This window comes from Stenotrophomonas sp. STEN030 (genome assembly GCF_056759995.1).
Genome location: NZ_JBRREB010000003.1, coordinates 45899 through 69200, shown reverse-complemented (window position 1 = coordinate 69200; position 23302 = coordinate 45899). Strand labels below are relative to the sequence as shown.

12 protein-coding genes are annotated in these 23302 nt (G+C 61.6%); 5 read left to right on the top strand and 7 right to left on the bottom strand.

Translation table 11 applies throughout. The features are described from left to right. Positions 1-87: 87 nt before the first annotated feature. A complete protein-coding gene (locus tag ACVOLR_RS01490) occupies positions 88-1776 on the top strand; it encodes a ShlB/FhaC/HecB family hemolysin secretion/activation protein (RefSeq protein ID WP_481534875.1) in 1689 nt (562 codons plus the stop codon). An 11-nt stretch (positions 1777-1787) separates the two neighbouring features. Further along, positions 1788-11042 (top strand): MBG domain-containing protein, encoded by a 9255-nt coding sequence (locus ACVOLR_RS01485; RefSeq protein ID WP_481534874.1) that lies wholly within the window; start codon positions 1788-1790, stop codon positions 11040-11042. Positions 11043-11129: 87 nt separating this feature from the next. Here the strand turns inward: ACVOLR_RS01485 and ACVOLR_RS01480 are convergent, their stop codons facing one another. Next, a complete protein-coding gene (locus ACVOLR_RS01480; protein ID WP_481534873.1) occupies positions 11130-11615 on the bottom strand; it encodes an RcnB family protein in 486 nt (161 codons plus the stop codon). Positions 11616-11835: 220 nt separating this feature from the next. On the opposite strand from ACVOLR_RS01480, the gene ettA reads away from it, so the two are divergent. Both ettA and ACVOLR_RS01470 read left to right on the top strand, forming a co-directional pair. Beyond that, positions 11836-13500, top strand: coding sequence for an energy-dependent translational throttle protein EttA (gene ettA / locus ACVOLR_RS01475; protein ID WP_481534872.1), 1665 nt, complete (start codon positions 11836-11838; stop codon positions 13498-13500). A 353-nt stretch (positions 13501-13853) separates the two neighbouring features. Continuing rightward, the gene (locus ACVOLR_RS01470; protein ID WP_481515225.1) at positions 13854-15170 is read left to right on the top strand and encodes an NCS2 family permease; all 1317 of its coding nucleotides are present in this window, start codon (positions 13854-13856) and stop codon (positions 15168-15170) included. A 33-nt stretch (positions 15171-15203) separates the two neighbouring features. Here the strand turns inward: ACVOLR_RS01470 and ACVOLR_RS01465 are convergent, their stop codons facing one another. The 5 genes from ACVOLR_RS01465 to ACVOLR_RS01445 all read right to left on the bottom strand — a co-directional run bounded on the left by ACVOLR_RS01465 (position 15204) and on the right by ACVOLR_RS01445 (position 21226). Continuing rightward, positions 15204-15989: a DUF3667 domain-containing protein gene (locus ACVOLR_RS01465; RefSeq protein ID WP_481534871.1), complete on the bottom strand. Its 786-nt coding sequence runs from the start codon at positions 15987-15989 to the stop codon at positions 15204-15206. A gap of 188 nt (positions 15990-16177) precedes the next feature. Further along, a complete protein-coding gene (locus ACVOLR_RS01460; RefSeq protein ID WP_481534870.1) occupies positions 16178-17209 on the bottom strand; it encodes a fimbrial protein in 1032 nt (343 codons plus the stop codon). Beyond that, complete coding sequence (locus ACVOLR_RS01455; RefSeq protein ID WP_481534869.1) at positions 17200-19776, bottom strand: fimbria/pilus outer membrane usher protein; 2577 nt, start codon at positions 19774-19776, stop codon at positions 17200-17202. Before ACVOLR_RS01455 ends, ACVOLR_RS01460 begins: the two co-directional genes overlap by 10 nt. Positions 19777-19900: 124 nt before the next feature. Then, positions 19901-20617, bottom strand: a complete 717-nt coding sequence (locus ACVOLR_RS01450; RefSeq protein WP_481534868.1) for a fimbrial biogenesis chaperone — start codon at positions 20615-20617, stop codon at positions 19901-19903. A 69-nt stretch (positions 20618-20686) separates the two neighbouring features. Continuing rightward, complete coding sequence (locus ACVOLR_RS01445; RefSeq protein ID WP_481534867.1) at positions 20687-21226, bottom strand: fimbrial protein; 540 nt, start codon at positions 21224-21226, stop codon at positions 20687-20689. 442 nt (positions 21227-21668) lie between these two features. Here ACVOLR_RS01445 and ACVOLR_RS01440 point away from each other — a divergent pair, with 442 nt between their 5' ends. Continuing rightward, positions 21669-22031, top strand: coding sequence for a hypothetical protein (locus ACVOLR_RS01440; RefSeq protein ID WP_481534866.1), 363 nt, complete (start codon positions 21669-21671; stop codon positions 22029-22031). A 76-nt stretch (positions 22032-22107) separates the two neighbouring features. Here ACVOLR_RS01440 and pncB read toward each other — a convergent pair whose 3' ends face one another. After that, positions 22108-23280 (bottom strand): nicotinate phosphoribosyltransferase, encoded by a 1173-nt coding sequence (pncB, locus tag ACVOLR_RS01435; protein ID WP_481534865.1) that lies wholly within the window; start codon positions 23278-23280, stop codon positions 22108-22110. Between the last annotated feature and the right edge of the window lie 22 nt (positions 23281-23302).

Genomic DNA, 23302 nt, shown 5'->3' with positions numbered 1-23302 from the left:
TCATGGCGGTTCCTACGGTTAACAGAGTAAGCCCGTGGCCTTCCTGGCACCCGGCTCTCCAGTTGAAACGTAAGGACTACCTCGCTGATGCGCTGCCCTGCCCACTCCACCCACCATCGCTCCGCCCGCAGCCTTCGCGCCAGCGCGGCCGTGCTCGCCGCCACGCTGGCCCTGGCACTTGGCCAACCAGCCGCCGCGATGGCCGCCGATCCCGGTACAGCGCCCGCCGCCAGCGTGCAGGTCGCAAGAATCACGGTTGAGGGTGTTGGTGAGCATCCGGCCAACGGCATCACCCTCAGCGCGGTCGAGGCCGTCGCCAACCAGGCCCTGCGCGAGATCAGCCCAACCCTGCCGGCAGCACTCAGCTTCGCGCAGATCGAGCAGATCACCGCCCGCATCACCCAGACCTACCGGGACGCCGGCTTCCTGGTATCGGTGGCCTATATCCCGCCGCAGCAGATCGGCGACAGCCAGACCCTGACCTTGAAGGTCATCGAAGGCCGGGTTGGTCGGGTGCTGGTACAGGGCAGCCACCGCTACCGCGACGACCAGCTCACCGCCAGCAGCCTGGGCCTGATTGGCCGCCCGCTGCGGCAGAGGGAACTTGACCGCGCCCTGCTCTACGCCCGTGACCTGCCCGGCGTCTCGGTTACCTCGGTATTGCAGCCAGGCCAGAACGAGGGCGAGACCGACATCGTGCTGGTCGCCAAGGACAGCGCCCGCCCTTACGAAATCAGCGCAGGGCTGAGCAACCACGGCACCGACAGCACCGGCAAGTACCGCGCCGAAGTAGGCGTCAGTGCGTTCAATGCACTCGGTGCCGGCGATGTACTGGCCGCCAGCCTGGGTTACGGGCTGAACCCGGCCGACAGTTGGCAGGCGGCGCTGTCGCTGAGCATCCCGTCATCGAAAGTGGATGGCCTCAGCGCCATCGCCGGGCTCAGCCGCAGCGAGATGGAGTTGAACACCGGCCCGTTCAGTGCGTTGGAAATCCATGGCCCCACCACCCAGCTGTATGCCGGTAGCGACTGGAAGTTCATCCAACGCACCGACCTGCAAGTGCAGGCCTCGGCCCGCCTGATCCACGAGCAATCGCGCCTCGATGGCTTGGGCATGGAGCTGTCGCGGCATGCCTTCAATGTGTTCGACGCCGGCCTGAGCCTGCGCCATACCGACCGTCGCTGGCGCGGCATCAACATGGCGCAACTGACGGTACGCAAATCCTTCGACGACCAATCCGCGCCGATGAACTGGCTCTACCCCGCCCACGACCCCTACTTCTGGGTCAGCCGGCTGAGCGCTGCGCGTCTGCAAGCCCTGCCCGCAAACCAGCGCCTGCTGCTGCGCGGCAGTGCCCAGTTCACCGACGCCGCGCTCACTCCGCTGGAACAGTTCAGCCTCGGCGGGCCCAGCAGCGTGCGTGCCTTCCCGCTATCCAGCGCCTTGGGCGACCGCGGCGTGCAGGCCAGTTTTGAATACCAGGTCAGCGCGCCGGGCTTTGCCGAGCACGCCTCGCCGTTCAACGGCCGCCGCTGGGGCGACCTGCTGGAGCTGTCGCTGTTCTACGACTGGGGCCGCACCTCGCCAGCGGCCGGCAACCGCCGCCTAGGCATCCTGCCGACCACGCTGGAAGGCGTCGGCATCGCCGTTGGCCTGTACCTCCCGTGGCAGCCCGCACTGAAGCTGGATCTGAGCGCAGCAAAACCGACCGGCAGCTACCGCGCCCCCGATGGTGACGACGTCCAGGTGTGGGCGCGCATCGGCATGAATTTCTGAGGATCTGAGCCATGAATCGCATCTACCGTCTTGTGTTCAACCACGCCCTTGGCCAAGTCCAGGTGACCTCGGAAATCGGCACTTCGCCACGCGCGACGACCGGCGCCACGCGCTGTTCGCCGGCACGCCTGCGCCTGTTGCTGTTGCTGTTGCCGTTGGCGCTGGCGCTTGCTTACGCGGGCGGGGCACAGGCCGTTGAGCTTCCGCAGAATGGGAGCGCCAGCGGCGCAGCGATCTCCTACGGTTCAGCCGGCACGAACACGATGACGATCACCCAGGCTCAGGCAAAAGCACTGATCACCTGGGGTAGCTTCAATATCGGCCACGGTGGCACCGTCGACATCCTCACCCCAGGTGCAAACAGCGTCACCTTGAACCTGGTGTCCGGTGGGACGCTGAGCAGCATCGATGGCGCGCTTACATCGACCGGTCACGTGTTCCTTATCAACCCCAACGGTATTGCCTTTGGTAGTGGAGCGCAGGTGAATGTTGCCGGTTTAGTGGCCAGTTCTCTGGCATTGACCCAGGACGATCTAGATTTCAACTACACATTCGCTCAGAGCGGAGCAGCGGCAGGCGTCAGCAATGCCGGGGGGCGGATCAACAGCAGTGGCCCGGTAGTGTTGATGGGCGCGTCTGTCTCCAATAGTGGCTCTATCGTTGGCAGCACGGTGAATCTACTGTCAGCTGGCGGTGTCACTCTCCAGTACAACCCGGTGGATGGCGCTACTGCGACGCTGGGGGTAGTAACCAGTAGTTTGCCAGGCGGAACCTCCGCCGCCGTGAGCAACACCGGCACCATCATGGCGAATCGCATCGTACTGCGGGCAAACCTGGATCCAGCACTGGCAGCGTCGGCCATCAACCTTGGTGGTGCGGTAGTGGCGACGCAGCTTGAAACAGATGCTGTAGGTGGAGTGCTGCATATATCAGGTTATGTCGATGCCGAAACCATCCGATTCTCCGGTGATAGCGGCGTCAGCCAAAGTGCCGGGACTCTGGTCGACGTCAAGGGGCTTGAGCTGGATGTTACCGGCGACGTCACACTGAGCAGTGCGACCAACGAGGTAGCCAGAATCGGCGGGGCAGTCCGCGGAAATCTTGCATTGAGCAACACCGTCGCTCTTACCCAGACCGGGGCGCTGGAGGTGGCGGGCACCACCACGCTGAACAATGCGTCAAAGGATGTAACGTTGACCAATGCGGGCAACCGCTTCGGCGGGAAGGTGTCGCTCAACGCTGGCAATGTAGGCATCTCAGCCGCTGGCAGCTTGGCCCTTGGCAATGTCAAGGTTGACTCACTGAATGCCACCGCTGGATCCATACTTTTGCCTGCCGCGATCAGTAGCGCTGGGGGGCAGAGCTACAAGGGCGCCGTAGTGCTGGGCCAGAACACCAGTCTGTCCAGCACACTGGGTACAATCACATTCGGCGGAGCGATTGATGGCGGCCATGCCTTGTCGGTCACAGCGGGCGGAGAAGTCTTTTTTGGTGGTGCGGTGGGAGGCTCAACTGCGCTGACGTCGCTGGATGTCTCCGGCACATCGGGCATATCGTTGCAGTCGAACGTCACCACCACTGGTATGCAGCGCTACAACGGTCCGGTGAGCTTGCGGGGGACGACGTCGCTGACCAGCCGATCGGCAGGCGCCATCGACTTCGGTTCCACAATCAATGGCGCACATGGTTTGACCGTCAATACTGCGGGAGCAACCACCTTCAATGGCGCCATAGGCGGGACTACAGCCCTTGCTTCGTTGACCACCGATGCAGCAGGCACCACCCAGTTACGCGGCAATGTGCGAACAACGGGAAGCCAGACCTATGGCGATACCGTTTCGCTGATTGGGCCCGTCACGTTGAGCAGTGCGGGGACAGGCAATATCGCGTTCGGCAGCAGTGTCAGCGGCACTTCCGGCTTGACCCTAAACACTGCCGGCCAGACCGCGTTTGCTGGCGCTGTAAACCTGGGTTCGCTGATCACCGATGCTGGTGGCAGTACCAAGCTGGGCGGCGATGTGACCACCAGCGGTGCGCAGGCGTATGGCGACGGATTGGTACTGGCTGGCGATGTCACGTTGACCAGTACGCTTGGAGATTCCATCAGTATCAATGCAGGTGCCAATGGCGGGCATGCACTGACGGTAAACACGACAGGTGCCACCACGCTGGCTGGCGGTTTTGGCAGCACCGCTGCATTGGCATCGTTTGCTACCGGCGCAGGTGGAACGACGCGCTTGAGGGGCGTGTTCAATACTCTAGGTGACCAGACTTATGGCGACAATGTCGTACTAATCGGCGGCTCCACGCTATCCAGTTCTGCCGGTTCCATCGGCTTCGGCGGCGCGTTGGATGGCGCATACTCGCTGACGACAAGTGCAGCGGAAGGAACACAGTTTTCGGGTGCTGTTGGGGCAATGGATCCACTGGCGTCGCTGGCAGTCTCTGCAGGGTGGTTCAGCGCGCAGGGCATCACGACTTCCGGCAACCTCAGCCTCAACGTCTCCAACGGTATCTTGCAAGCCGGGGCTTACCACGTTGGCGGCGATGCCAGCTTCGCGTCAGACGGCCATCTGACGCTGACAAATGTGGCGAACCTATTCAAAGGCAAAGTAGCGCTCGACGGCACTACAGTCTCCATCATTGCAAGCACAGCGCTGGACATCAGTCGGGCCCAAGCGACTAGCTTGGTCGCACGCGCCTTTGGCGCGCTGACACTGGATGACGCCAGCATCGGCAGCGGTGGCGCCAGTCTTGGCGGGTCCGTAGTGTCGCTGGGTTCCATTACGGTCACCGATGGCGGCGGGCTTGAGGCTTCCGGCTCTTCCATCAACCAGTTCAGGGCGCTGGACGTTTCGGGTGCAAGTACATTCGCCGCTGGTGCCGGCAACATCACATTGGGCGCCCTCAACAGGTTTGGCGGCCGTGTCGATCTGAACGGCGGCAACATCCTTATCAATGCAGGCAACCTGCTCACACTGGGCAGCGTCAGTGCGAGCAATCTGGAGGCGAGGGCATCCCAACTCCAGCTGACCAGCAACATAACCACGACAGGGTACCAACGCTACGTCGGCGCACTTGGTCTGACGCGTGACACCTCGCTGGAAGCGCGGGGAGATATCGACATCGCCGGTAGCATTGATGGGAAATGGGGACTTGCGTTGAAGTCCGATGTCGCGGTCCGCATTGCTGGAGATGTAGGTCAATCGACAGCGCTCTCCAGCCTGACGGTGTCCGGCCCCGCAGCCATCGATAGCGCAGTAACCACGGGGGGCGCGCAGGTGTTCAACGGCGCGCTGCAGTTGAACGGCGACAGCAACCTGACCAGCTTGCAAGGCGACATAACCATGGCAGGTGTGGATGGTGCGCACGCATTGGCACTGAATGCAGGCAATGGCACGGTGCGCGTCGGATCGATCGGGGCAAACAATGCACTGACCAGCCTGCAGGTCGACAGTGCTGCGCTCGGCTTGCTGGGGACATCGGTAACGACCAGCGGCACACAGCAGTACAACGCTCCAGTGGTGCTGACCAAGGACGTGACCCTTGCCAGCACCGGCGGAGCGGGTATCGGATTCGGCGGCAGCATCGACGGTGGCTATGCACTGCGGGTCAATACAGCCGGTGTCACCCGCTTTGGTGGCACGGTAGGAGGGGCCAGCGCACTGACATCGCTGACGACAGATGCAGCCGGCACTACCGAGCTGGGTGGCGGGGTCACCGCCAGTGGCAACGTTGCCTTCAATGATGCGGTCAACCTGAAAGCACTCACCAGCGTGCGCAGCCAGAACGGCACAACGACATTCGGCAGTACCGTTGTCGGGCCTTGGGCACTGACCGCAACTGGTGGTGCCGGCACCACGTTCGGCGGCGCGGTCGATGTGCAGAGTCTGCTGGTACAAGGCGGCGGTATCACCACGCTGGGAGGCAATGTAAGCGTCGATACCAGCGCCGTGTTCAATCGTCCTGTTTTGTTGACCAATGATGTGGCCGTGGATGCGGGGTCTGTTTCCTTTGCGGGGGCGATCAACGGTACGCATGCGCTGGACATCACTGCTACCGGTGCAGTGACTATCGGTGACCATGTTGGCGCGACCACTGCGTTGGACTCGTTTACCGTGCGTGGCGCATCGCTGAATGCCAAAGGCATCGCCACAACCGGCAACCTTTCCGTGGATACTGCCGCCGATATCACCCAGACCGCTGCCTATGGCGTTGGGGGAACGGCCAGCTTCGCATCACAGGGCAACATCAATCTGAGCAACAGCGGCAACCGCTTTGATGGCGTGGTATCGCTGGACGGTGGCGCGGTTCAGATAGCCAGCGCATCCGCGCTTGATCTGGACGTTGTGCAGGCAGGCAGTCTTTCTGCAACTGCAAACGGCAGCCTGAGCCTTGGCAATGCCACGATTGCTGGCAATGCCACGCTGTCTGGTAACGGGATCGTCTTCGACGATGCCACGATCCACGGCAAGCTTGGGGCAGTCAGCGGCGGTTTCATCCAGCAGAGCGGAGCGTTGAATGTCACCGGCACCAGCCAGCTCAATGCCGCTGGCGACATTACCTTGAGCAATGGGCACAACGCGTTTGGTGGCGCGCTCGCGTTGTCAGGCACGACGATTGATGTCAAATCCGCCAGTGATCTGCTGGTGACGCAGTTGCACAACGGGGCCAATTCTGCGGTCAGCCTGGTCTCGGCGAAAGGTTTATCGCTGACCGGCAGCGATGTGGATACGGGCACTGCCAACCTTACGCTGGCAGCCAATGGTGGCCAGTTGATCACTCAGGTTGCGTTGGCGGGCGCAGACCTGGATCTGCTGGGTAGTCAGGGCATCGACCTGTCGGGCAACGTTGCCGCTGCTGGAGCTGGAACGTTTACCAGTACCAATAGCGATATCGTGCAGAATTCCGGTCGCACCCAGGTGGGCGGGGTTACTCGTATTTCGGCGGGCACAGGGCGGATTGGCTTCGGCAACAGCAGCAATTTATTCGCCGGTCCGGTGTATCTATCGGGAGGGGCGGCGACCATCCGCTCTATGGGTCTTCTGATGCTTGACGGCCCCGCCGTGAGGAGCCTGGACGCGGCCGGTAGTGCTGGTCTCGATGTTGCAGATATGGTGGTCGCTGAGAATGCCACGCTTGCTGCAGGCAGCGGCGCGCTGACGGCCAACAACGTGGACATCGGCGGCAATCTGGGCGCAAGCGGCGCATCGATCACCCAGACCGGGTCCTTGGTAGTGGACGGTGCGGCCACGCTGCACAGTGCCGGCAGTATCTCCGTATCCAATGCCGTGCTTGGCAGTCTGGGTGCTACTGCCGGCAATACTCTGACGATCAGCAACAGCATTGCGGGGAATACCACGCTATCGGCGAATGGGATTGTTTTCGACGATGTCGCAATCCGGGGAGACCTCGGTGCGGTCAGCGGCAGCTCCATCCTGCAGAGCGCTCGCCTGGGCGTTACCGGCAGTAGTCAGCTCAATGCCATCGGCAACGTAAAGCTGGACAATGGGCAGAACGCGTTTGGTGGCGTAGTGTCAGTGCGGGCAGCAAACGCAAGCATCATCAGTTCGACCGCGCTTTTGCTTGGTACATCCGAGGTCGGCTATCTGGGAGCCCGCACTGCTGGAGATCTGCGATTGACCGGTCAGATCACTGCCAACAGCGTGGATCTTTCCACGGATGGCGTGTTCGACAACCGCTACGGTGCCAATGCGATTCAGTTGAACGGCAAAGGCCGCTGGAACATCTACCTCAAGTCGCCAACGTCACCGCATACCTTCGGAAATCTCGACAGCGCCAACAGTGCCATCTGGAACACCGCTGCCTTCGCTGGCACCACAGCGTCAGGAAATCGCTACCTGTTCGCATGGCAACCCACGTTGACGGTACAGGCATCCAACCTGCGCAAGATCTATGGCGACAACCTGCGTTTGGACAACGCCTATAGCATCAGCGGCGCCATGGTCGGGGTGCTGGGTGCCTACAACGCCGATGTCATTGAAGACCTGATCGCCGGTGCACCGCTACTGAGTTCAGCAGGTGTCGCAGGTACGGCTGGCGTGAGCAGTTCGCCGTATCAGATCGACATCAACCAAGGCAGCCTGAACACCGGCATCTCCGGCTATGCGCTCAACTTTGTCGGTGGACAGTTGAGTATCGACCCCAGAACCCTGACCATCACCGCCAACAGCGTTGGCAAGACCTATGGTCAGATCGGCACTTTCAACGGTTTTAGCAGCGACACGCTGGTAAACGGCGATACCCTCACCGACGTTGACCTGACCAGCAATGGCATTGCAGCCACCGCCAATGCCGGCAACTACGCGATCACTGTCGGCAACGCTGTTGGTACTGGCCTGTCCAACTACGACATCACTTATGTCGATGGCACCTTGTCGATCGGCAAGGCCGGGCTGACCATCACTGCCGGCAATGGCAACAAGACCTATGGTCAAAGCGGCGGCTTCAATGGCTTCAGCGGCAATGGGTTGCTCAACAGCGACACCCTCACCGGCGTTGATCTGGCCAGCAATGGCATTGCAGCCACCGCCAATGTCGGCAACTACGCGATCACTGCCAGCAATGCCGACGGCACCGGCTTGTCCAACTACGACATCACCTATGTCGACGGCACTTTGTCGGTTGGCAAGGCCGGGCTGACCATCACCGCCGGCAATGGCAACAAGACCTACGGCCAGAACGGCGGCTTCAATGGCTTCAGCGGCGACGGGCTGCTCAACAGCGACACCCTTACCGGCGTGGACCTGTCCAGCAACGGCAGTGCAGCTACCGCCAATGTCGGCAACTACACCATCACGGCCAGCAATGCCGACGGCACCGGTCTGTCCAACTACGACATCACCTATGTCGACGGCACCTTGTCGATCGGCAAGGCCGGGCTGACCATCACTGCCGGCAATGGCGGCAAGACCTATGGCCAGAGCGGCGGCTTCAATGGCTTCATCGAAAATGGGCTGGTCAATGGCGACACCCTCACCGGCGTAGACCTGGCCAGCACCGGCAGTGCAGCCACTGCCAATGTCGGCAACTACACGATCACGGCCAGCAACGCCGATGGCACCGGCCTGTCCAACTACAACATCACGTATGTCGATGGTGTGCTGGCTATCGGCAAAGCCGGGCTGACCATCACCGCCGGCAATGGCAGCAAGACCTATGGCCAGAGCGGCGGCCTCAATGGTTTCAACGAAAACGGGCTGGTCAATGGCGACAGCCTCACCAAGGTCGACCTGGCCAGCAACGGCAGTGCCGCCACCGCCAACGTCGGCGACTACACCATCACGGCCAGCAATGCCGACGGCACCGGTCTGTCCAACTACGACATCACCTATGTCGACGGCACCTTGTCCATCGGCAAGGCCGGGCTGACCATCACCGCCGGCAATGGCAGCAAGACCTATGGCGAGAGCGGCGGCTTCAATGGCTTCAACGGCAATGGGCTGCTCAACAACGACACCCTCACCGGCGTGGACCTGACCAGCAACGGCAGCGCAGCTACTGCCAATGTCGGCAACTACACCATCACTGCCAGCAACGCTGATGGCACCGGTCTGTCCAACTACGACATCACCTATGTCGACGGCAATCTATCCATCGGCAAGGCCGGGCTGACCATCACCGCCGGCAATGGCAGCAAGACCTATGGCCAGAGCGGCGGCTTCAATGGTTTCAGCGGTAATGGGCTGCTCAACAGCGATACCCTCACCGGCGTGGACCTGAGCAGCAATGGCTCCGCCGCCACCGCCAATGTCGGTAACTACACGATCACCGCAAGCAATGCTGATGGCACCGGACTTTCCAACTACGACATCACCTATGTCGACGGCAATCTATCCATCGGCAAGGCCGGGCTGACCATCACCGCTGGCAATGGCAGCAAGACCTATGGTCAGACCGGTGGCTTCGCAGGCTTCAGCAGCAATGGTCTGTTCAACAGCGACACCGTTTCCTCGGTCGACCTGAGCAGCAATGGCTCCGCCGCCACCGCCAATGTTGGCAACTACACCATCACTGCCAGCAACGCCGACGGCACCGGTCTGTCCAACTACGACATCACCTATGTCGACGGCACGTTGTCGATCGGCAAGGCCGGGCTGACCATCACCGCTGGCAATGGCAGCAAGACCTACGGCCAGAACGACGGCTTCAACGGCTTCAGCAGCAAGGGACTGGTCAACGGTGATGCCGTCACCGACGTTGATCTGGCCAGCACCGGCAGTGCCGCTACTGCCAATGTCGGCAACTACACCATCACCGCCAGCAATGCCGATGGCAGCGGCTTGTCCAACTACGACATCACCTATGTCGACGGCACCTTGTCGATCGGCAAGGCCGGGCTGACCATCACCGCTGGCAATGGCAGCAAGACCTATGGCCAGAGCGGCGGCTTCAATGGCTTCAGCAGCAAGGGGCTGCTCAACAGCGATACCCTCACCGGCGTTGACCTGACCAGCACCGGCAGTGCCGCCACCGCCAACGTCGGCAACTACACGATCACTGCCAGCAATGCCGACGGCACCGGCTTGTCCAACTACGACATCACCTATGTCGACGGCACGTTGTCGATCGGCAAGGCCGGGCTGACCATCACCGCTGGCAATGGCAGCAAGACCTATGGCCAGAGCGGCGGCTTCAATGGCTTCAGCAGCAAGGGGCTGCTCAACGGTGATTCCCTCACCGGCGTTGACCTGACCAGCACCGGCAGTGCCGCTACTGCCAATGTCGGCAACTACACCATCACCGCCAGCAATGCCGATGGCAGCGGCTTGTCCAACTACGACATCACCTATGTCGACGGCACGTTGTCGATCGGCAAGGCCGGGCTGACCATTAGTGCCAACAACACCAGCAAGCGCATTGGTCAACTGTTGGCACTCGATGGCTACCGCAGCAGTGGCCTGCTCAACGGCGACAGTATCGACAGCGTTTCACTGTTCAGCGATGGCAACAACGTCAACGCCCAGCCTGGCGCGTACGCCATTCTCGCCAGCGATGCCCAAGGCACCGGCTTAAGCAATTACGACATCAGCTACCAGAACGGCAGCCTGCAGGTAGTTGGCGTAACGGCGGAGGCCGCAGCAGAACTGGCTCGTGCGGTGGTTGTCGGCCGCAATGATGCCCCGCCAGCCAGGCGGCCCAGCGTCCTGCCTTCGCCCTCTTCCACTGGCACCGGCATCACTCTTCCTCGTGGCATCTGCACGCAGCTGGATGGAATGGACTGCCTAAGCCGGCAGCCGGAATGAGCCACGTCCGCTGAACACACCCGCTGAAACGGAAAAGGCGCATCCAAGGATGCGCCTTTTCTTACTTCAGCCAGCTGCCGCGTTGGCTCAATGATTGAACACGATGTCGGCGATGATGCCGGTGGCGATGGCCACCATCAGCATGTTGCCGCGGTCGTCGCGGATCCAGCGATGGCCGTAAGGCGGACGACGCACGTGGTAACGGTTGTAGTCGTTGACCACATAGACCGGGCCGCCGTAGTAGTTGCTGTAACGGTGGCCTCGCTCAAAGCCGTAGGGGCGATAGGCCACGCGCGGCGGCGCGTAATAGCGGCGGTCGTTGTAACGACGGTCGTTATGGCGGGCATCGCGGTAGCCCTCGCGGTAGCCGTTGCTGTAATGGCGGCGGTCATCACGGCGGTCGTCACGGTCATGACCGTGACCACGGCCGCGATCATGGCCCCTGCCGCGGTCGTCCCAGCCGTGGCGGCCACGGTCGTGGTCGTCACGGTCACCCGCCGCAAAGGCCGGGGCGGTGGCACCTAACGCCAATACGGTGGTCATCGCAGCGACAACAAAGCGGTTCATCTTCATGGGTGGCCCTCACTGGGTTGGTGGACGGTTTCCATAATGCTCACTTGATCTGAACGGTTTCCGGCTGGAAACGGTTACGGCCTTTCCCATTCATAAAGCAGCAAGCGCCCCAATCACCTCCGGCGGCCATGCCGGGGTTCCGGTTATAATGGGGGATTCCCTTTTGCCTTGGGCCTTGTCCTTATCTGGACCGGGCGCAGGCGTGCGCTACGGAGACGTCATGTCCTCGCAATACATCTACACCATGAACCGCGTCAGCAAGGTGGTCCCGCCCAAGCGGCAGATCATCAAGGACATCTCGCTGTCGTTCTTCCCCGGTGCCAAGATCGGCCTGCTGGGCCTGAACGGCGCCGGCAAGTCCACCGTGCTGAAGATCATGGCCGGCGTGGACACCGATTTCGAGGGCGAGGCCCGCCCGCAGGCTGGCATCAAGGTCGGCTACCTGGAGCAGGAACCGCGTCTGGACCCGGCCCAGACCGTGCGTCAAGCGGTCGAGGAAGGCGTGGGCGAAGTGCTGCAGGCCCAGGCTGCGCTGGACAAGATCTACGACGCATATGCCGAGGAAGGCGCCGACTTCGATGCACTGGCAAAGGAACAGGAACGGCTGGAAGCCATCCTGGCCGCTGGCGATGCCCACACGCTGGAGAACCAGCTGGACGTGGCCGCCGACGCCCTGCGCCTGCCGCCGTGGGACGCGGTGATCGGCAACCTGTCCGGCGGTGAAAAGCGCCGCGTGGCACTGTGCCGCCTGCTGCTGCAGAAGCCGGACATGCTGCTGCTCGACGAACCGACCAACCATCTGGACGCCGAGTCGGTGGAATGGCTGGAGCAGTTCCTGGCGCGCTACACCGGCACCGTGGTGGCCGTCACCCATGATCGCTACTTCCTGGACAACGCCGCCGAGTGGATCCTGGAACTTGACCGCGGCCGCGGCATTCCGTGGAAGGGTAACTACACCCAGTGGTTGGAGCAGAAGGACGAGCGCCTGAAGCAGGAAGACAACCAGGAAAAGGCCCGCCAGAAGGCGATCCAGAAGGAACTGGAATGGTCGCGCCAGAACGCCAAGGGTGGCCGCACCAAGGGCAAGGCCCGTCTGGCCCGCCTGGAAGAGCTGCAGAGCGTTGACTACCAGAAGCGCAACGAGACCAATGAAATCTTCATCCCGCCGGGCGAGCGCCTGGGCAACTCGGTGATGGAGTTCAAGAACGTCTCCAAGAAGTTCGGCGAGCGCCTGCTGTTCGACAACCTGTCGATGATCATCCCGCCGGGTGCCATCGTCGGCATCATCGGTCCGAACGGTGCCGGTAAGTCGACCCTGTTCAAGATGATCACTGGCCAGGAAAAGCCGGATTCGGGCGAGATCGTGGTCGGCCCGACCGTCAAGCTGTCCTACGTCGACCAGAGCCGCGACGCGCTGACGGGCAACCACAACGTGTTCCAGGAAATCGCTGGCGGCCTGGACATCCTCAACATCAACGGTGTCGAGATCCAGTCGCGCGCCTACATCGGCCGCTTCAACTTCAAGGGGCAAGACCAGCAGAAGATGGTCGGCTCGCTGTCCGGTGGTGAGCGTGGTCGCCTGCACATGGCCAAGACCCTGCTGCAGGGTGGCAACGTGCTGCTGCTCGACGAACCGTCCAACGACTTGGACATCGAAACCCTGCGTGCGCTGGAAGATGCGTTGCTGGAGTTCCCGGGTAACACCTTCGTCATTTCGCATGACCGCTGGTTCCTGGATCGCATCGCCACGCACATCATTGCCTTCGAAGGCGACTCGCACGTCGAGTTCTTCCAGGGCAACTACCGCGAGTACGAGGACGACAAGAAGCGTCGCCTCGGCGACAATGCCGGTCCCAAGCGCCTGCGTTTCAAGGCGCTGAAGTAATACCCGACAGACGGCCGCCCAGTGCGGCCGTCTGCTTTTGACGACGGCGCTGGACAGCGCGCCATGCGCTTTGAAGCCCCTCTCCCGTTCACGGGAGAGGGGTTGGGGTGAGGGCAAGCTCTGTGCAGGAAACTGGCATCGTTTGCTTTGGCCAGAAAAGCTCAAAGAGCTGAAGAGCGGGTGAAGCTCCCCCTCATCCGCCCCTTCGGGGCACCTTCTCCCGCACGCGGGAGAAGAAAAGGCAGGACTCCGTTTTCGGTTCCTGCGACGGATGGCAGCACGCCCCGCTCCCGCCTCCGGCCCCCTCTCCCGCCCAGCGAGAGGACACAGCCTGCAACCCACGGAATTCCCCCATGTCCCTGCTCGACCGAATCTTCAAACTGCAACAGCACGGCACCAGCGTCCGCACCGAGGTGCTGGCCGGTATCACCACCTTCCTGACGATGTCCTACATCGTCTTCGTCAATCCGGAAATCCTCGGCACCACCGGCATGGACCCGGGCGCAGTATTCGTGGCGACCTGCCTGGCGGCAGCAATCGGCTCGGCAGTGATGGCGCTGGCAGCCAACTATCCGGTCGGCATGGCGCCGGGCATGGGCTTGAATGCGTTCTTCGCCTTCACCGTGGTCGGTGCTGCAGGGCTGCCCTGGCAGCAAGCGCTCGCAGCGGTGTTCATTTCCGGCATCGTGTTCTGGGTGTTGTCACTGACCGGCATCCGCGCCTGGCTGGTGGCCGGCATCCCCGCCTCGCTGCGCTCGGCTATTGTCGCGGGCATCGGCTTGTTCCTGGCCATCATCGCGTTGCAGAAGTCGAACGTGATCGTCGCCAACCAGGACACCATGCTGACCCTGGGTCCGCTCAACACGGCGCCACCGCTGCTTGCACTGGCTGGCTTCCTGCTGATCGCCATCCTGGAAGCGCGCAAGGTACGCGGCGCGATCCTGATCGGCATCCTCGCCGTCACCGGCATTGGCTGGGCGATCGGCTCAGTGCAGTACCAGGGCATCGTCTCACTGCCGCCAAGCCTGGCCCCGACCTTCCTGCAGCTCGACCTGCCCGGTCTGCTGCACCACGACGGCGGCGCGCCGCTGGCGGTGCTGCTGCAGGTGGTGCTGGTGTTCGTGCTGGTGGAAGTATTCGATGCCACCGGCACCTTGTACGGCGTACTCGGCCGCGCCGGGCTGCTGAAGCTGGAAGATGGCAAGAAGCGCTTCAGCCGCGCCCTGCTCGCCGACAGCAGTGCGATTGTCGCCGGCTCACTGCTGGGCACCAGCTCCACCACCGCCTTTGCCGAAAGCGCCTCCGGCGTGCAGGTGGGCGGCCGTACCGGCCTGACCGCGCTGGTGGTTGCCGCGCTGTTCCTGGCCGCGCTTCTGTTCTCGCCACTGGCGGCGATGGTGCCGTCCTATGCCACCGCGCCGGCGCTGCTGTTCGTCGCCGGGCTGATGCTGCGCGAGCTGGTCGAAGTGAAGTGGGATGACCTGACCGAATCGGTACCGGCCGCCCTGTGTGCGCTGGCGATGCCATTCACCTACTCCATCGCCAACGGCCTGGCCTTCGGCTTCATCGCCTACGCGGCATTGAAGGCAGGCACCGGCCGCTGGCGCGAAGTGCACCCGGCTGTGTGGCTGGTGGCAAGTCTATTTGTGCTGCGCTACGCGCTGGAGTGAGCGCAGGCCCCGCTCAACGCAGGCGTGAGCGGGTCATCCGACCCGCATCACGACCAGCGCAGCAGCCATGACCGCAAACGAACTGATCAACGAGAACGCCGCGAGCGATACCGCGGCCCGCCATACCGTCGACCACACAGGTCGATCCTGGAAGAACTGCAGCAACGAAACGACGTTGTAGATCATGCCCAGCAACGCCGCCATGAGCTGTGCGTGCGGCAACCAGCGGTGCAGCAACACCAGCACCGACCAGATCACGAATACCTGCACGGTCAGCAGGGTGATCATCACCAGCCATTCGGGATAGTTCAACTGGCTGTAGCGACGGAACACCTGCCAGAACACCAGCGCTTCAATTGGCAGCAACATCAGTGTGAACGCGGCAAAATGGGAATCGACCCAGGCCCCGACCGTGCGATAGGCCGCCATCACCCTCATCACCTCGGCAGGCACTGCCTGTGCGGCTGCCATTGCTTCGCTTGCACCAACATCCATCATACTGCCGCCGGCAATCAGGCGATTCAACAGCACCACCGCCGCCGCCATCATCGTGATCAGCAGCAGCGGCTTGACCTGATTACCACGCCGCCCTTCGATATAGTCACGCAGCAATCGGCCCGGCTGCAGCATCAACTGCTTGAGCGAATACAGAATGCCCCGGTCCATGTGCAGCACGCTGTGCTCCAGCTCATGGCTCAGGAAATGCCAATCAATCCGGTGCACCGGAGTCGGCTGCCCGCAGTTCGGGCAATACTTCTGCTCAGGACCGCCGGCTACGCGATCGCAATTGATACAGGTGGTGTCGACGTGCATCCCCATGCATCGCCCTCTTGATGGCAAGCCAGCATTCTAGAACGAGGCGGAGAATCTTCGCCATCGCCACGGGGAACCCTTATCCGATAGAGCGCCCTGCAGCGGTTTCGCCGCTCGCAAAGGCCACCGCCGAGCATGCGCGCCGGAGGCTGCGGATGGAAATCCGCGGCAGCCGGCGCCAGTTCGATGCCGCCCTAGTTGTATTGAATGGTGAACGTCGCCGTGCCGTTGGCCTTACCGGGAGTCACCCTGCCCGCCCGGGTCTGGATGTAGCGGGCGCGCAACGGCAGGCTCATGGTGCTGGCACCGGCCACGCTGGCGCCAAGATCAATGTTCTCGGCAAACCGCACCGCTTTCTCGGCAATGCCATTGCGCTGTACCAGCTCGATCGCGATGCCACCAGCCGCACCCGCAGCAACAGTCAGCGGCAATACGCCCGGCAGGTTGGAACTGTCCTGGAGCGCATCCACCCGGATCCCGATCCGGCTTTGATACTGCGCGACATTGCTGCCCTGGCAATCCAAGCGGATATCAAAGTCGCGATTGATCGCGCGCGTACCCACGCCGGTAAAGGTGCTGGCAGGTACCGATCCGAACTCGACCACGATATTGCGGCTGCCCGCCTGCACCGAACAGGTCGGGTTGACCACGGTAGTTCCAGAACCTTTGAAGGTCGAAATCAACACGGGCTTGCTGGCGCCATCACCGTCATAGTAATAGGTGGTAAATCTACCGCTGGGTGCGATCAAGCCGGACCCGGTGATAGCCGCGGTCTTGATCAACTCCACGCGGAATCGTCCTCCCGCCAGGTTCACAGCACTACTGCCGTTGAGCACCAGCGTATGCGGATAGTACGTCTGGATCTGTCCAGAGTCGCGATAGACGCGAATACCTATGCCGGCAACATCCGTCGCGTAGACGTCTTTGAAGCCGGGCACCGGCACCTGCTGCCTGGCATTGTTGTAAATCCCAATGGCACTGCCACCATTCGTACATCCGGCCACGCTGTCGCGCTGATCAATGCCGACCACCAACTCCTTGATAAGCCCACCTATCGGCAGGCTAGGCAGGATCACCACCTGCCCCATGTCCATTTGTACATCCTGCGGCAGGAAAGCAGGCGAAGTAAGCGCACACCTGGCGTGCGCGGGTAGCGCTATCCATGAACCCACGACCGCACAGGCAACAAAAAGGGGTTTGCGCCACAAAAAATTGATCAACGACATGTTGCCTCCACCTTGATGAAACCCATCGGCGACGCATCAGTAACCGCAGGCAACTGATAGTCGATACCACATTGCTGATCTTCCGCCTCGCCCCAGGCAAGCTGCAGATGACCGCGCTCCAGCTCACTACGCATATACAAGCGCCCGGCCTGGCCGACCATGCCAACCGGCTGGCCGCGTGCATCCTTGGCTTGCGCGCCGAACGGCAGCACCGAGCCATCTGCGCCACGTACTTGGATCAGTACAGCTCGGCCTTTGCGGGTATCAAAGCGCAGGAAACTGATCGCACCGGCATACGGCGCCACCGATTGACTGCTGCTCTCCAGCTCCACCTCACGCGACATGTCCTGCGGGTCCAGCGTTACCGTGGTGAGCCGGTAAGGCGCTGCATACGGCACAACCGCGAAACCACGGCCATCGATGCGTACGCCACTGGCGTTGGTCAAGCGTGCATCACGCGCACCATCGGCCTGCACCACCACCAAGGTGTCGCCGCGCTGAGGCGTCAGCGTCACCCCTCCAGCATGGGCAACCAGACTACCGGTCGCGCCCACAGAGAACTGACGGAAGTCGTTGGAGTAACCGTAGGAGGCATTCAACGCCGCATAGCGCCCCTGATAGCTGGCATTGGCCGCGGCACTACTACCGCCATCGCGGCTGTCTGACAAGGTCACGCCGTAGCTGAGGCTGTTGTCCACGCCCGCACTGCCAGTGATGCCAAGGCGACTGCTGTCATAGCCACCTTGATCACGCATGCCCAGGTCCGCGCTGACCGACAACGGCCCCGCCTTGCGGCCCAGCGGCATGCTGATGCTCAACAGATATTGCGTGTCCTTGTTGCCGAACAGCCCATCCTCGGTGCGCAACGCCGAGAAACCGAAATTGAGTGACCGCCAGGCATTGTTGTACCCCAACTGGTACTGCGTGCTGGTGCCGGGAAGATCATAGAAATCACGCACCGCGCCAGTCAGATACAACGCCCCCCAACGCTGCCCCAGTGGCTGGTTCAATGTGAGCTGGAACTGACTGCGCTGGCGTCCAGTTGGCAGCGTTGCAAAGCCTCTATCGATGGCATCGCGCGCGTACAAGGCGTCCTGCAACCCGTAGAAACCGCGCGTCGAGTACCGATAAGCAGCCAAGGTCAGATTGGTGCCGGCATCGCCGAACAAGGTGCTGTAGCTCAAGCGCAGGCTTGTGCCTTGGCGACTGCCAGCCCTTTGCAGCTGGGTACGTGCATGGGTGACATCGGCTGCGAACGCTCCCAGCGCCGTTGCCACACCCGCGCCATACAACACCGACGTATAGCCTTCGCTCAGTGCGCTACCGGCATATAACGTCAGCTGATTGCCCACACCCCGCTGATACGTCGCCTGCAACAACCACGGCTCGTCGAGCAGACGCTCGTTACGTACCTGCCCCGCAGTCAGCGCATAGCGCGACACACCTGGACGCAGCATCTGCGGCACCGAGCCGAATGGCACCTTGAACGCCCGCTGCCGTCCATCGGCCTCGATCACCGTGACCTCCAGATCACCACCATAGCCAGTCGGGTAGAGATCCTCGATGACGAAATTGCCAGGCGATACGGTGGCCGAGTAGATCAACTGCTGGTTCTGGCGGATCTCCACCCGCGCATTGGTTTCAGCAATGCCACGTACCACCGGCGCGTAGCCGCGTAGCGAATCTGGCAGCATACGGTCATCGCTGACCAGACTGACACCGCGATAGCCGATCGAATCGAACAACTCGCCGTTGCTGAAAGCCTCGCCAATGGTCAGCATCCCACGCACCTGCGGGAAGCCGCGTTGAGCGTACGTTGCGATGCGCTGCCAATGGCTGCCATCGCCATCCGCCTCGTTCCAGGTCAGATTTGCATCCTGCCGCAGCTGCCAACCAGCAAGATTCAAGCCCATGTTCAAACCGAGGTAGGCATTGCGATTGCGGCTGCCACCAGGCAGGCGGATATCACTATCCATCGCGTTGAAACTGTAACCGATGAAAGCTGCGTTGACGCCACGGTCCCACAATGCTGGATTGACGTAGCCGCGCGCCTCCCGACGCATGAACGCCTGCGGGATGCTCAAGTCATAGCGCAGAGCGGCGCTGTCATAACTGCCAAAGGCGTTGGCAATGCGCTGCTGTACCTGCACGCAATCAGCCGCATCAGCAACAGCGGGCGCTTGCAGCCCGGTCTGCAGCAGCCCGGTGTCCACACCTAGTTCCTCCAACAGGGCGATGCCAAGACAGGCACCAACCACGCCTTCCGAATCGGCCTTGAACTGCAGATCGCGGCGCCCCTGCCAACTGCCGTTTACGTAAATATCCACCCGGTAGGCGCCGGCCACCATCGGATTGCCACTGGTAAATGCCGATAGATCAATTCTCTGGCCTTGCCCGGACAGGAAATCGGAGTCGAACTGCGCCTGCGCGGGCGCGGCCGCCTTGCCAGCTGCACTTTGTGCCAGCAACACCTGCTCGCCGAGATTCGCCGTTGCAGCTGGCGCCGCAATCACCGTAAGCGGGCATATCGTGCCGACCATCAGGCACAAACGCGGCACAAGCGTCATCGGCCTGCGTACAGGAATAGGTTGGACTGATGTTCCCCCTCTGCTCTCAATCACACTGATATTCCTTCAGGACGATTGCGCACGACTGCTTGTCAACGGCCACCTTGGCACCCGTGCCTCTGGTTCAACCGCCCGCGTCGACGCTGGCGGTATGTTCGGCCCGCCCGCCGTAATCATTGATGCTGACGAAGCGCACGCGTTCGACCTTGCCGCTGACGTCGAACTGCAGATCCTGCTGTGGGCCGATCATTTTCCCTTGCCGTTCCAGCACACGTTCCGCGTTGGTATCCAGCGCATACACTTCTGCCAGAGTGACGTGATAAGGCGTCGCGTTGCTTACCCGCAATTGCCCACCTTGGTAGTGCCAGCGCAACGCCTGCGGCGCGTCGTTGGCGCTACCCTTCAAACCGCGCGGCCTGTAGAACAGCTTTATCCGCGAGCGAAACGCCACCTGCAGGTAGTTCTGTTCTTCCCCACCAGCCTGCGGCGAAGGCGGCACATCCAGCACGTTGAGCCAGAACACCGATTCGCGGTCAGCAGCCAGGTCCGCCCCGGTGAACACCAGACGCAGCGCCTGGCTACGGCCTGGCTCGACACGGCTGATCGGTGGCGTCAGCATGAACGGAGCATCGCTGCTCTCGGCGGTCTGCGTCTGATCGCCACCATCCACCCAAGCCTGCACCAGTGATGGCGCGTCGCCAACGTTGTCCACCTGCACAGTCACCTCACGCGCCTGCGCCGGATAGATGACCCGTGTGCCGTTGACCACTACACCGGCCAGCAAAGGCGTGGAAAACAGCAAACCGGCGCAGAGCAGTGTTCTCGAAAGAATCCTGGTCACAGAGTGAACACCCGTAGGAAACACCGGCGGCCGACCCAGCAGCCAGCCGGTGATGCAAGCGTCGAGGGGTCAGTTGTAGATGATCGTGTACTTCACGCTGCTGGTCACTTCGCCCGGCGTCGAAGCACCGGTAGCGTAGTACTCAACGAAGTAGTTCAGATCCGCGGTACCGCCTGCGTTGACCGTCACCCACTGCGAGTTGGCCTGGGTGCTGCCGGCACCGGCAGTTACCACCGGTAGAAACAGATTATTGCTACCCAGCAGTTGCAGCTGCACCTGCGTCGCGGCACTGGCAGCAGCAACATTGTTCAAACGCCCGCTGCCCAGATCAACAGTGGCGCCTGGCTCGAAGTAAGTAGCGACATTGCCTGGATTGCATTGCGAGAGGTTGATTGAGAACGGCGTGCGGCCTGCCACCTGACCCGCGGCAGCGAGCGTACTGCTCGATACGGTTGGCAGGGTTACGGTGAAGTCTTTGCCTTGCGGGGTGACGATGGTGCAGGTCTTGTCGGTCACTTCGCCATTGAAGGTGATGGTCCCATCGACGGCATTGGCAGCGAACGACGCAACCGCCAACGCGAGAACTGAAAGAATTTTGATAGTGCGCATTGCTTGTACCCAGCCCTGTAGAATTAAGATGCGGCGGAGGAAGCAAGGAACATCGCGGACTCAAGCCCATCCTTGCGTCGCATCCGTGTAAAAGCCAGTCGCATTCGCACTGACCTTGATGCGCAAGTTAGCGACACAAAGCGTGACTTGCTCCACAAAATTTGTGATTTGGAACGCCCGCACCGAAGGGACAGCGGCACCGTTCAGCCCGCAGATGTGTTGATATCAATTTGGGTACAGATAGCGCGGCGCAAAAGTAGGTTTTCTATCCGCGTTGGATAAGCACTTTCATCCACGTCGATAAGCATTGAATGCGAATCCAATATCAAGATTGATGCGGGTCACTATCAACGCGTGATGCGTCCGGGCAGAACGGTTATTTGCCTCTTATCGTCGACCGATGATTGGTGCTTACTGAAGTCCCTCAACGCGGAGAACCGCCATGACCCGATATTTCCTGCTGGGTGTGGCACTGCTTTCGCTCACCACACTGGCACATGCCAGTACCGGCACCGTCCGCTTCAGTGGTCGCATCGTTGATCCCGGCTGCAACACCAGTCTTGCCGTAGCCCAGCAACAACTGCGTCTGGAACGCTGCCCGTTGGCAGCGCAGGGTGCAGAGGTAAGTGTGTCCGCAATGGAGGTGGACAGTTCAGCACACGGCAATAGCGTTCTAGCCACACATGCACTGACCAAGTCTGCTGCACATTCCGACGCACGGGTGTTCTCGCAGCAGTACCGGGTGGATACACGGCGCCAGCCAACAACGGCGAGCAGCTACCTGATTGTCATTAACTATCCGTGATCCAATCAAGATTGCGGCTCGCCCCTGATTCAAACCAGATCGCAGCGGCCGACAGTGATGCTCTCAAGCGAGGGCATCACTGCTCCAGTTCAAACACCTGGCGCAGATACGACAGATAGCCCGGATCGTCACACATGCTCTTGCCCGGCGAGTCACTGAGTTTGGCCACCGGCTGACCATTGCAGCGAACCATCTTGATGACGATGTTCAGCGGCGTTGGGCCCAGATCATTGGTCAGATGAGTGCCAACACCGAAGGCGACCTGGCAGCGACCACGGAAGTGGTCATACAGTTGCATGACCTTTTCGATGTTCAAACCATCGCTGAAGACCAACACCTTGCTGGTTGGGTCAACGCGATTGGCCTTGAAATGGGCGAGCATGCGATCACCCCACACAACCGGGTCGCCGGAATCGTGGCGCACGCCATCAAACAGCTTGCAGAAGTACATATCGAAGTCGCGCAGGAAGGCTTCCAGACCCACCACGTCGGACAGGGCGATGCCAAGGTCGCCGCGGTACTCGCGCGCCCAGGACTCCAACGCCGCCACCTGCGAGTCGCGCAGACGCGGCCCCAGCGCCTGGAAGGCCTGCAGATATTCATGCGCCATGGTGCCATGCGGGGTCATGCCGTACATGCGCGCGAAGTACACGTTGCTGGTACCAACAAACTGCGGGCCCAGCGCATCACGCAGCATCGGCAACATGGTGCCGTGCCACTGCCGTGAGTAGCGACGACGGCTGCCGTAATCGGCGATGCGGCAGTTCTCGAACCCGGCGGTGTCACGCAGCAACGCGGTCTTGGCCTGCAGGCGGCGCTCGCCCTCGGCGAAGTCAGCGGTGGTGGTATTGCGGAACCAGACCTCGTTGATGATCGCCAGCAGCGGCACTTCGAACATGATGGTGTGCAGCCACGGGCCGGTGATATCCAGCTCGATTTCGCCAGGCACGGTTTCCGATGCACGCAGGCTGATGTACTTGCGGTCCAGATGGAACAGGCCCAGGAAGTCGGCGAAGTCCGGTTTCACGAAGCGCAGCCCACGCATGTATTCCAGCTCGTCGGCGGTGAAGCGCAGGCTACACAGATGATCGATCTCGGTGCTGATCTCGTCCATGTACGCAGCCAGATCAATCCCCGGCGTACGGCATTTGAACCGATACTGGACGAGCGCACCGGGGTACTGGTGCAGTACCGCCTGCATCATCGTGAATTTGTAGAGGTCGGTGTCGAGCAGGGATTGGATGATCATGCCCTGCATTATGCGCTGGCTG

Bases quoted from the DNA above. Each gene is read 5' to 3' on its own strand.
- ACVOLR_RS01440 (WP_481534866.1), top strand. From the start codon at position 21,669: ATGACCCGATATTTCCTGCTGGGTGTGGCACTGCTTTCGCTCACCACA.
- ACVOLR_RS01470 (WP_481515225.1), top strand. From the start codon at position 13,854: ATGTCCCTGCTCGACCGAATCTTCAAACTGCAACAGCACGGCACCAGC.
- ettA (WP_481534872.1), top strand. From the start codon at position 11,836: ATGTCCTCGCAATACATCTACACCATGAACCGCGTCAGCAAGGTGGTC.
- ACVOLR_RS01445 (WP_481534867.1), bottom strand. From the start codon at position 21,226: ATGCGCACTATCAAAATTCTTTCAGTTCTCGCGTTGGCGGTTGCGTCG.
- ACVOLR_RS01490 (WP_481534875.1), top strand. From the start codon at position 88: ATGCGCTGCCCTGCCCACTCCACCCACCATCGCTCCGCCCGCAGCCTT.
- ACVOLR_RS01465 (WP_481534871.1), bottom strand. From the start codon at position 15,989: ATGGGGATGCACGTCGACACCACCTGTATCAATTGCGATCGCGTAGCC.
- pncB (WP_481534865.1), bottom strand. From the start codon at position 23,280: ATGATCATCCAATCCCTGCTCGACACCGACCTCTACAAATTCACGATG.
- ACVOLR_RS01460 (WP_481534870.1), bottom strand. From the start codon at position 17,209: ATGTCGTTGATCAATTTTTTGTGGCGCAAACCCCTTTTTGTTGCCTGT.
- ACVOLR_RS01485 (WP_481534874.1), top strand. From the start codon at position 1,788: ATGAATCGCATCTACCGTCTTGTGTTCAACCACGCCCTTGGCCAAGTC.
- ACVOLR_RS01455 (WP_481534869.1), bottom strand. From the start codon at position 19,776: ATGACGCTTGTGCCGCGTTTGTGCCTGATGGTCGGCACGATATGCCCG.
- ACVOLR_RS01480 (WP_481534873.1), bottom strand. From the start codon at position 11,615: ATGAAGATGAACCGCTTTGTTGTCGCTGCGATGACCACCGTATTGGCG.